Annotated in this window: 8 protein-coding genes and 1 riboswitch; of the genes, 2 read left to right on the top strand and 6 right to left on the bottom strand. The window is 72.2% G+C overall.

The genetic code is table 11. The features are described from left to right. Positions 1-183 precede the first annotated feature (183 nt). The 3 genes from ACFVIU_RS10285 to ACFVIU_RS10295 all read right to left on the bottom strand — a co-directional run bounded on the left by ACFVIU_RS10285 (position 184) and on the right by ACFVIU_RS10295 (position 3,817). The gene (locus ACFVIU_RS10285) at positions 184-1,242 is read right to left on the bottom strand and encodes an ABC transporter ATP-binding protein (protein ID WP_385841823.1); all 1,059 of its coding nucleotides are present in this window, start codon (positions 1,240-1,242) and stop codon (positions 184-186) included. 79 nt (positions 1,243-1,321) lie between these two features. Then, a complete protein-coding gene (locus tag ACFVIU_RS10290; RefSeq protein ID WP_385841824.1) occupies positions 1,322-2,524 on the bottom strand; it encodes an outer membrane lipoprotein carrier protein LolA in 1,203 nt (400 codons plus the stop codon). A gap of 282 nt (positions 2,525-2,806) precedes the next feature. Next, the gene (locus ACFVIU_RS10295; protein ID WP_385841825.1) at positions 2,807-3,817 is read right to left on the bottom strand and encodes a polyprenyl synthetase family protein; all 1,011 of its coding nucleotides are present in this window, start codon (positions 3,815-3,817) and stop codon (positions 2,807-2,809) included. Between the two features lie 532 nt (positions 3,818-4,349). Beyond that, positions 4,350-4,529, top strand: a riboswitch (cyclic di-AMP (ydaO/yuaA leader). 5 nt (positions 4,530-4,534) lie between these two features. Here ACFVIU_RS10295 and ACFVIU_RS10300 point away from each other — a divergent pair. Continuing rightward, positions 4,535-5,023: a transglycosylase SLT domain-containing protein gene (locus ACFVIU_RS10300; protein WP_385841826.1), complete on the top strand. Its 489-nt coding sequence runs from the start codon at positions 4,535-4,537 to the stop codon at positions 5,021-5,023. A gap of 35 nt (positions 5,024-5,058) precedes the next feature. Here ACFVIU_RS10300 and ACFVIU_RS10305 read toward each other — a convergent pair whose 3' ends face one another. The 3 genes from ACFVIU_RS10305 to ACFVIU_RS10315 all read right to left on the bottom strand — a co-directional run bounded on the left by ACFVIU_RS10305 (position 5,059) and on the right by ACFVIU_RS10315 (position 8,485). Further along, on the bottom strand, positions 5,059-5,871 hold the full coding sequence (locus ACFVIU_RS10305) for an HAD family hydrolase (protein ID WP_385841827.1): 813 nt from the start codon (positions 5,869-5,871) through the stop codon (positions 5,059-5,061). A gap of 120 nt (positions 5,872-5,991) precedes the next feature. After that, entirely contained in the window at positions 5,992-7,194 is a 1,203-nt protein-coding gene (locus ACFVIU_RS10310) for an FAD-dependent oxidoreductase (protein WP_385841828.1), read from the bottom strand. Positions 7,195-7,240: 46 nt separating this feature from the next. After that, entirely contained in the window at positions 7,241-8,485 is a 1,245-nt protein-coding gene (locus ACFVIU_RS10315; protein ID WP_385842199.1) for an ATP-grasp domain-containing protein, read from the bottom strand. A gap of 314 nt (positions 8,486-8,799) precedes the next feature. Between ACFVIU_RS10315 and fahA the strand changes: the two genes are divergently transcribed. Then, positions 8,800-10,017 (top strand): fumarylacetoacetase, encoded by a 1,218-nt coding sequence (gene fahA / locus ACFVIU_RS10320; protein ID WP_385841829.1) that lies wholly within the window; start codon positions 8,800-8,802, stop codon positions 10,015-10,017. Positions 10,018-10,231: the final 214 nt, after the last annotated feature.

Below are 10,231 nucleotides of genomic sequence, written 5' to 3' on the forward strand. Positions count from 1 at the left end.
GGCGCGCGGCCGCCGCCCGGGGCAGCCGCGCCCGCGCGCCCCCCCCGCGGGGCCCGCCCCCCGCGGGGCCGCCCCTGCGCGGAGTTCGGGCGCGGCCGGGGCGCCCCCGCGGCCGGGGGCGGGGGTGCGGCCGGCAGGCTCTCACCCCCGCCCGGCAGGCTCTCACCCCCGCCCGGCAGGGTCTCAGCCCGTGACATCGAAGCCCTCCCCGGTCAGCGCCACGAACGCGTCCTCCAGCGAGGCCCGTTCGAGCGTGAAGCCGCGCACCCTTATGCCGGCCGCGACCAGGGCCGCGTTCACCTCGGCGAGGTCCCGCGCGGGTGGTTCCCCGGTGACCCGGTCGCCGTCGGTGGTGACGTCCGCGAGCCCCAGCTCCTTGAGTACCCGGGCCGCCTCGGCCGGGTCCGGGGTCGTCACCGCCAGCCGCCCGCGCGCCCCGGCCGCCAGCTCGGCCACCGAGCCCTGCACGACGAGCCGGCCCTGCGTCATGACCGCCGCGTGGGTGCAGACCTGCTCGATCTCGTCGAGCAGGTGCGAGGAGAGGAACACGGTGGTGCCGTCGGCGGCCAACTCCCTGACCAGGGTGCGGATCTCGCGCATGCCCTGCGGGTCGAGGCCGTTGGTCGGCTCGTCCAGGACGAGCAGCCGGCGCGGCTGGAGCAGGGCGGCGGCCAGTCCCAGGCGCTGTTTCATGCCGAGCGAGTAGGCCCTCGCCTTCTTGCCGGACGCGGCGGTGAGACCCACCCGGTCCAGCGCGGCGGCGACGCGTGCGTGCCGGGTGCGGGGGTCGGCGGTCGGGTCGGCGGCGTCGTAGCGCAGCAGGTTGTCCCGGCCGGAGAGGAAGCCGTACAGCGCGGGGCCCTCGATGAGCGCGCCCACCTGGGGCAGCACGGCACGGGCCGCCCGGGGCATCGGGCGGCCCAGTACCCGGGCGGTGCCGGAGGTCGGCTCGATCAGGCCCATCAGCATGCGGATGGTGGTGGTCTTGCCGGAGCCGTTCGGGCCGAGGAAGCCGAAGACGCTGCCCGCCGGGACGGTCAGGTCCAGGCCGTCGACGGCGAGCTGTCCGCCGCGGTAGCGCTTGGTGAGGCCGCGGGTGGCGATGGCATACGGCGGGGCGTCCGCCACGGCGTGCGGGTCAGCGGCGTGCGGGTCCGCGACAGGCGGGTCAGCGGCAGGCGGGTCGGCGGCGCGTGGGTCCGCGTCCCCTGAAGCGCGCAGGTCCTGTGACGGCTCGCCCATCGGCTCCCCCTCGTCCCGTGCCCGCCCGGGGAGGCGAAGGCCGCCTCCCCGGGGCCCGGCCCCGCCCCCCCGGCAGGGCCTACTTGCCCTCGTTGGCCGCCTTGACCAGGGCCTCCTTGGTCACCGCTCCGGCGTACACCTTGCCGTCGTCGGTGATCAGCGCGTTGACCAGGCGGGTGGAGAAGACCGTGCCCTTGCCGAACTTCCCGGAGACCTGGTCGCCGAGCGAGCCGAGGAAGCCACCGAGGTCACCGCCCTTGGCGCCGGTGGGCAGGCCGCCCTTGGCACCGGTGTCGAAGGTGGCGACGGACGACCAGCCCTTGCCCAGCACCTCGGCCGGATCGAACCCCCGGGCGAAGTCCCGGCCCGCCGCCGGAGCGTGCTCGCGGGCCTTGTGGTCCTGCTTGTCCTCGGTGACCTTCGCACCCTTGGGCGGGGTGAAGTCGAAGGTGGCGGCGGCCGGCTTGGCGAAGGAGACCTGGGTGAAGCCCACGTCGACGACGGCGGCGCCGCCGCTCTTCGGGGTCAGCGTGAACTTCAGCGGCAGGCCCGTCTTCGCGTCGACGGCGATGCTGATCGCGCCGACCGTGGTGCCCGACTGCCTGGGCTTGATCAGCAGCTTGTAGGCGTCCCGCCCGGCGACCTGCGCGGTGCCGTCGACGGTGACGGACGTGGTGTCGTCCACCGCCTTCAGGGCCTGGTCGGCGAAGTCCTTGGGCGTGGCCGGCGGCTCGCCCGCGCGCTCCCCGTGCCGGGCGCCGTCAGCGGCCTTGGTGCTGTGGTGGACCTGGTTGCTCCGGCTGTCGTACCCCCAGACGTCCCGGCCGTTGTGGATGATGCTGTACTCGGCGCCGGTCTCCAGCAGCGACAGCTTCTGCCGGTCGGGGCCGTCGGCGGCGACGCGCAGCGTGTGCGTGCCGGAGACCAGCTCGGTGAGCTTGGCCTGCGGGTCGGCGGAGGAGCCGTCGCCCTTGCCCGCGCCGGAGGCGAGGCTGTTCTCCAGGCCGCCGAGGTTCGGCAGGCCGAGGTCGGTGCTGATCTTCACGGTGCCGGACAGCTGCTGCACGTCCGACTTGGCGATCTTCTCGATGAGCTGCTGTGCGGTGACCCGGGGCAGGTCCGGGTCGCCGGAGTTGGCGAGCGCCGGGACCAGCCCGATGGTGGCCGCCGCCACTCCCACCACCGCGACCGGCACGGCGTACCGGGCGGCCTTGCGTCGGCCGGAGCGCGCGTCCTCGTCCCGCGCAGCGCTCGGTGCGTCGTCGGATTCGTACGGTGCCATGTGTGCCTTACCTCCGTCGTCGGCGGCGGCTGTCCCCACGCTGGTCCACCTGAGCCGCCATTCTCACCCGAATCGGTGAGGAGTGGTGATTTCCGTGGTTTCCATCTCACCAAATCGGCCATGAGAAAGCGTCAGACCTCGGAGCCAACTCCGTGTACGCCTGGGGTATGACATGGAGGCGCTGCGACCGCTTCGAACCCGTAGGGGTCGGGCCCGCCCAGGGCCCACACGGGGCCCGCACGGGGCCCGCACGGGGCCCGCAGGGCATCCGTCGAACGGGCGTCAGCCGGCCCGGTGGACCACCGCGTCGCACAGCTCCAGCAGCGCTGCCTTGGCGTCGCACTCCCGCAGCGGCGACAGCGCGGCCCGCGCCTCCTCCGCGTACCGCACCGTGTCCCGGCGGGCCTGCTCCAGCGCGGGGTGGGCGCGCAGCGCGGTCAGCACCTCGGCGTGCCGTGCGTCGTCGCTGAGGTCGGAGTCGAGCAGCTCGCACAGCGCGATGTCCTCGGGCAGACCCAGCCGGGCCGCCCGCTCGCGCAGCCGGAGCACGGGGAGGGTCGGGATGCCCTCGCGCAGGTCGGTGCCCGGGGTCTTGCCGGACTCGTGCGAGTCGGAGGCGATGTCCAGGACGTCGTCGGCGAGCTGGAAGGCGACCCCGAGCCGCTCGCCGTACTGGGTGAGGACGTCGACGACCGTCTCGTCGGCGCCGGACATCATCGCGCCGAACCGGCAGGAGACCGCCACCAGCGAGCCCGTCTTGCCGGCGAGCACGTCCAGGTAGTGCTCGACCGGGTCACGGCCGTCCGAGGGACCGGCGGTCTCCAGGATCTGGCCGGTGACCAGCCGTTCGAACGCGAGGGCCTGGACCCGGACCGCCTCGGGGCCCAGGTCGGCGAGGATCTGGGAGGCCCGGGCGAAGAGGAAGTCGCCGGTGAGGACCGCGACGGAGTTGCCCCAGCGGGTGTTGGCGCTGTCCACGCCGCGCCGCACGGCGGCCTCGTCCATGACGTCGTCGTGGTACAGCGTGGCCAGATGGGTCAGCTCGACGACGACGGCCGACGGCACCACGCCCGGGGCGTAGGGGTCGCCGAACTGCGCCGCGAGCATGACGAGCAGTGGCCTGAACCGCTTCCCGCCGGCCCGTACGAGGTGCTGTGCGGCCTCCGTGATGAACGGAACCTCGCTCTTGGTGGCCTCGAGCAAGCCTTCCTCGACAGCCGTCAATCCGGCCTGGACATCGGCTTCCAGAGCCTGGTCCCGCACGCTCAGCCCGAACGGCCCGACGACGGTCACGAGGGGTCTCCTGTCTGCTGGTGTCTGCTGGCGATTACACGGTTTGTCGATAGGTCGCTGCCATCACTCGAGTCAGCGTATCCGGTCCTGTTTCGATCACCGATAGCGCCCACCGGTCCAGCCCGGTCGACATCGGATCATGATCACTAAGGTTCCGATCGGATGGCAAGAACGGACATCTATCGACTTAACAGAACTCCGAGCGCCTTGTCGCGCCGCGCGGGCAACTCCATTACATCCATTACACCCATTAGATCCAATGGGTACCTTGAATCCCTCATGTCCGTTTTGGAATGACTTGCTATTCCGTGAATTGGGTCACGCGGCCAGTCCCGGGCACCCCTCCCCCGCAGGCCCGCTTCCTCCTTGTCCTGCAAGCGAGTTGAGCATTGGCAACCGCAAAGGATCAAGTACCCCATATGGCGCAGACCAAGGTCAAATAGTGCGTTGTGTGAATCCAGTACTTGTTCCCGACATGTGCTCTCGCATACGTTCCGGGCCGTCGGGCGGACGCCGAATCCTGCCGCCGCCCGCATACCCATCCACGAACCCATTCGTACGGCAGGAGCGGGGGACCCAGGTAAGCCGCCGGACCGGAAGGCACACGCCGCACCGGCCCGGCTAGGGGTGAAGCCATGCCTCCTCCAGGGCACGGCCGGGCACCTCCCCGCCCGAACCCGACAGCTCACCTCGCAGGCGCCGGAGAGGAACGCCCCCATGTCTGCTGCCGCTCAGCCCCGCCGTCCCCGCACCAACCGCCTCGTCCGCGCGCTCGCCGTCGCCGGCACCGGCGTCGCCGTCCTCGCCCTGCCGCTCATCGGCGCCACCACCGCGTCCGCCGCCACCGGCACGACCGCCACGGCCTCCACCACGCTCGCCGGGTACCCGAACAACCTCGACGGCTGGATCCGCGAGTCGCTCGCGATCATGGCCCAGAAGGGCATCCCGGGCACCTACAACGGCATCTACCGCAATGTCATGCGGGAGTCCTCCGGCAACCCGAACGCCATCAACCTCTGGGACTCCAACGCCGCCGCGGGCATCCCCTCCAAGGGCCTGCTCCAGGTCATCGACCCGACCTTCCAGGCCTACCACGTGGCCGGCACCTCCTTCGACCCCTACGACCCGGTCGCGAACATCACGGCCGCCTGCAACTACGCCGCCGCGCGGTACGGGTCCATCGACAACGTCTTCGGCGCGTACTGAGGTCCCCGACCGGCCGGTGCCTACTGAAGAACCGGTCAGTCGGTAGGGAAGAGTCTTTCGAGGACGACGGCGATGCCGTCGTCCTCGTTCGACAGGGTGACCTCGTCGGCCACCGCCTTCAGTTCCGGATGCGCGTTGGCCATGGCGACCCCGTGCCCGGCCCACTCGAACATCGGGACGTCGTTGGGCATGTCCCCGAACGCCAGCGCCCGGTCGGCGCCGGTGCCGAGCCGCTCGGCGGCCAGCGCCAGCCCGGTCGCCTTGGTCACCCCGCGCGGCTGGAGCTCCACCATCCCCGGGCCCGACATGGTGACCGTCGCCAGCGACCCCACCACCGCGCGCGCGGTGGCCGCCAGTTCGTCGTCCGACAGGGTGGCGTGGCGCAGCAGCACCTTGCTGATGGGCGCGCACCACAGGTCGTCGCGCCGGCCGACCCGGACCGCGGGCAGGGCCGGATGCGGCATCCGGTACCCGGGCTCGATGAGCGTGAGCCCGTCCACCCCGTCCTGGTCGACGGCGGCGAAGACCTGTCCCACCTCCGCCTCGATCTTGCCGAGCGCCGTCTCGGCCAGCTCCCGGTCCAGCCGGACCGACCACACCAGACGGCCGGCCCCGGCGTCGTAGACCTGCGCGCCCTGCCCGCACACCGCGAGCCCCGTGCAGCCGAGCACGGCCAGCAGGGGCCGTACCCGCGGGGCCGGGCGGCCCGTGACCACCAGATGCCGGGCACCGGCCCGCGCCGCCCGCGCGAGCGCGGCGAGCGACCGGTCGGAGACGGTGTCGTCACCGCGCAGCAGGGTTCCGTCCAGGTCGGTGGCGATGAGTGAATATGCGGAGGAGGGTGCCATGATCAGAGAATACGGACACCACGCCCCGCCGACTCATCTGTCACAGCGCGCACTTGTGTGCTGATCACCCCCAACTGGTGTGTGTCTTCCCGCTGATGACGCCCCGCGTCGGCCCGGAGCTCAGCCGTGGGCCGCGGCCAGGTGCTTCGCCAGGCGCGGGGAGGCGAAGTCCGTACCGCACACGAAGCGCATCACCGGTCCGTACGACGACGCCGCCGGCAGGCCGGTGAAGTACAGGCCGGGTACGGAGGAGACGAAGCCGGCACCGAGCTTGGGCGTGCCCCGGCTGAGCGCGAGCCGGGTGCGCAGCTCATGGCCGAGGAAGTCCATCGCCGCGATGTCGACGCGGTAGCCGGTCGCGGCGATGACATGGTCGGCGGTGAGCCGCTCGGTACGGCCGCCGTGGGTGCGGACGGTGAGGACGGGGGTGCCGTCCGGCGCCTCGGCGCTCACCACCCGCTGCACCTCCTGCACCTGCACGGCGCTCTCGAAGCGCTCGCGCAGCCACCAGGCGCCGAGCGGGCCGAGGACCCGCCGGACCAGGTAGTGGCGGGTGGCCTCGGGCAGGTGGCGGTAGGGCTGCGCGTGGTAGCTGAGCGCCCACAGCGACCAGGCGCGGCCGAACGGGGACTCGGGGCGCAGCTTCGGCTGGCCCCAGGGCGGGGCGCCGAAGGCGACCCGGCCGCGGCCGCGCGCGACCACGCGCACCCGTGCGCCCGCCTCGGCGGCGAGCGCCGCCGTCTCCAGCGCGGACTGGCCGGCGCCGATCACGATCAGCTCCTTGCCGGCGAAGCGGCCGAGGTCGTGGTGCTGGGAGCTGTGCGAGACCGGGCCCGCCGGGGCGGGGCCGTCGGCCGCCGCACCGGCCAGTTCCGCGGGCAGATGCGCCAGCCCGGACAGGCCGGTGGCGACGACGACCGCGCGCGCGGTGAACAACTCCCCCGAGTCCAGCTTCAGTTCGAAGCCTCCGCTCCTGTCCCGGTCCACGGAGACGACCCGCACCCGCTCCAGGTCGGGGACCAGCCGCTGCTGGAACCACTCGCCATAGGCGATGAACGTCTCCGCCGGGATGATGTCCTCGTCGGTCACCAGGCGGCGGATCCCGGCCGCGTCGCAGTAGTCGCCCAGGGTGTGGCCGGACTGCGGGCAGTGGAAGCTGGAGGCGGCGGGGGTCGATTTCAGGAGCATGCCCTCGGGCATGTGGTCACGCCAGCTGACCATGGGGTCGCCGAAGACCCGGGCGGGGATGCCGCGCGCCCGTAGATGGGCGGCGGTGGACAGGCCGAACGGCCCCGCCCCGATGACTGCAACCGGTTGCATCACGAAGTCCCTCCCCAGGACGCGGTGCGCCACCCCTCGGTGGCCTTGCCTACTTCGTGGAGGTGCTGCTGCCGCGGCGGTTGGTCCGCCACAGCTGATAGAGGTGCTTCGCGCCCGGGCGCACGAAGCGGGCGAGCATCGTGAGGAACGGCAGCGGGTCGTCACCCGCGAACCAGGCCAGTTCGGTCCCGCTCGCCCTCGCCGGTGCGTGCGGCGTCGTATAGCCGCTGCGGCGGTAGGCGAGGAGGGCGGGCAGGTCGATGTTCTCCACGATGTAACGGTGGCCGGCGCGCTGTTCCCCCTCCGGAACGGTGCGGCCGGTCAGGTCTAGGTGCATCGCGCGGACGACGTCCACCCCCGACTCGCTCTCGAAGAGCCGGAACTGGGCGCCCATGCGCGGGTTGAAGTCGAGGAGCTTGTACTGCCCGTCGCGCCGGTCGAAGCGCAGGTCGAGGTCGATGATGCCGCTGAAGCCGATCTGTTTGATGAAACGGGCGGCGAGGTCGGAGAGTTCCGGGTTGTCGACGACGTACGCGGTCGCCGTCATGCCCGCGTGCGGCGGCCAGGAGCGGACCTTCACCCCGGTGAACAGCGCGAGCGGGGCGGAGTCCCGGTCGAAGCAGGCGTGCACGATCCAGTCCTCGGCCTCCTCGCGCGGCAGATACTCCTGGAGGACCACGCCGGGGTCGTCGCCCCAGTCGCGGGCGAGGCCGAGCAGGCCCGCGCGGGTGGCGATCCGCGTGGTGCCGTACACGGCGGGGCGTTCGCGCCGGACGAACGCCTCGCGGTTCTTGGCCACCACCGGGAAGCGGGCCGTGTCGGCGAAGGCGGCGATGTCGTCGTACGAGCGCGGGAACGCGGTCCGCGGGCTCGCGACACCGTGTTCCACGCACAGTTCGTGCAGTCCCTGTTTGCTGGCGAGCCGGCGGGGCAGCGCGGGGTCCACGCGCGGGAACAGGAAGGAGCCGGCCAGCTCGTGCTGGTGCTCGGCGATCAGTACGGCGGCCTCCTCGTCCGTCGGGACCAGCACCGCCGGGCGGCCGATCCGGCGGCCGATGCGCAGCAGGCCCTCGACCAGGTGGCCGGGGTCCTCCGCGCCCGTCGTCGGCCAGACGAACGCCTTCTTCAGATAGCGCGAGGCGGCGGCCGGCGTGTACGCGTCCTCGGTGACGGCGTACATGGGCACCCCCAGCCGGCCCAGGCTGCGGATGGCCCCCACACCGCCGTGGTGCAGCGGATAGTCGCCGAACTTGACGATCAGTCCCGGCACGTCACGGTCGACCTCGAACGGCATGCCGACGGCGGTCTTGGCCACGGGTCCCCCCACGTGTCCCCCCAATGGAACGGACCCACCCCGTCCGTGTCCCAAAGGACGCTAAGCCGGAATTGCCCGCTCCGACAAGGGTCATTCGGACATTGCGAACTCTTTAGACATTGTGCGAGCAACCTTTCGAGCGATGCGCCGAGCGTCGTACCGAGGGCGGATGCCCACGCCGTGCCGGGAGGCCTGCGGCACTGCCCAAGACACGCCACCCGGCCGTAACGTGTGGCGCAACCACATGGAACGCATCGCCATGCATGGCGCGGATGAGAGTGAGGCAGCACCACATGCCCCCCTTCGACGTCCCCGAGGGCGACCCCTTCGGCCCGCACAACCTTCCCTATGGCGTGTTCTCGCCCTCCGGCAGCACGGAGCGCAGGGTCGGTGTCCGGCTCGGGGACCACGTCCTCGACGCGGGCGCCGCGGCCGCCGCGCTCGGCTCGCCGTACCACTCCCTGCTCGCCCGTCCCACCCTCAACCCGCTGCTGGCCGCCGGCCGCACCACCTGGTCGGACGTACGGCGCGCCCTCACCTCCTGGATCACGGACCCCGTCCACCAGGAGGCGATCGAGCCGCTGTTCCACCCGCTGTCCGAGGTCACCCTGCACCTGCCCGTCGAGGTGGCGGACTACGTCGACTTCTACGCCTCGGAGAACCACGCCAGGAACGTCGGCCAGATCTTCCGCCCGGACGCCGAGGACTCCCTCACGCCCAACTGGAAGCACCTGCCGATCGGCTACCACGGCCGCTCCGGCACCATCGTCGTCTCGGACACGGACGTCGTACGGCCCTCCGGGCAGCGCAAGGGTCCCGGCGACCCGGCACCCGTCTTCGGGCCGTCGGTCCGGCTGGACATCGAGGCCGAGGTCGGGTTCGTCGTGGGCGTGCCCTCCGAGCTGGGCCGGCCGGTCGCACTCGCCGACTTCGAGGACCACGTCTTCGGCCTCTGCCTGCTGAACGACTGGTCCGCGCGGGACATCCAGGCCTGGGAGTACGTCCCGCTCGGCCCGTTCCTCGGCAAGTCCTTCGCGACCTCCGTGTCGGCGTGGATCACCCCGCTGGAGGCGCTGGAACACGCGCGCGTGGCACCGCCGGAGCGCACGCACCCCCTGCTGCCCTACCTGGACGACTCGGCGCCCGGCATCGAGCCCGGCGGCTACGACCTGCGGATGTCCGTCTCGATCAACGGCCATGTCGTCTCCGAACCCCCCTTCTCCACCATGTACTGGACCGCCGCCCAGCAGCTGGCCCACATGACGGTCAACGGCGCCTCGCTGCGCACCGGCGACCTGTACGGCTCCGGCACGGTCAGCGGGCCCGAGGAGCGCCAGCGCGGCTCCCTGCTGGAACTGACCTGGAACGGCCGCGACCCCCTCGAACTCCCCGACGGCAAGCGGGCGTTCCTGGAGGACGGCGATGTGGTGACCCTGTCCGCGTGGGCCCCGGGCCCGGACGGCACCCGGGTGGGCCTCGGCGAGGTCACCGGGCGGATCGTGGCGGGCTGAGGCACCGGCCGGCCCGGGGGCGGCGGCGGTTCGTCCCGGGCACCTGACGTGTGCCGCGTGTCCCGTCATACTGACGGGACACGCACCACCCAGCGGCGCGCGTCCCCCCCCCCCCCCGCCGAAATACGCCAACCACGACGCCCACTAAACCGAGCCCCCGCAAGGACGTCTTCCAGCAACAGCTGATGGTCGTCGGCCGGAAGGCGGCCCGCCC

The sequence above is a fragment of the Streptomyces sp. NPDC127190 genome (assembly GCF_042672505.1).
Taxonomy (GTDB): domain Bacteria; phylum Actinomycetota; class Actinomycetes; order Streptomycetales; family Streptomycetaceae; genus Streptomyces.

Coding starts and splice junctions, on each gene's coding strand:
- ACFVIU_RS10285 (WP_385841823.1), bottom strand. CDS start 1,242: ATGGGCGAGCCGTCACAGGACCTGCGCGCTTCAGGGGACGCGGACCCA.
- ACFVIU_RS10290 (WP_385841824.1), bottom strand. CDS start 2,524: ATGGCACCGTACGAATCCGACGACGCACCGAGCGCTGCGCGGGACGAG.
- ACFVIU_RS10300 (WP_385841826.1), top strand. CDS start 4,535: ATGTCTGCTGCCGCTCAGCCCCGCCGTCCCCGCACCAACCGCCTCGTC.
- ACFVIU_RS10305 (WP_385841827.1), bottom strand. CDS start 5,871: ATGGCACCCTCCTCCGCATATTCACTCATCGCCACCGACCTGGACGGA.
- ACFVIU_RS10315 (WP_385842199.1), bottom strand. CDS start 8,485: ATGCCGTTCGAGGTCGACCGTGACGTGCCGGGACTGATCGTCAAGTTC.
- fahA (WP_385841829.1), top strand. CDS start 8,800: ATGCCCCCCTTCGACGTCCCCGAGGGCGACCCCTTCGGCCCGCACAAC.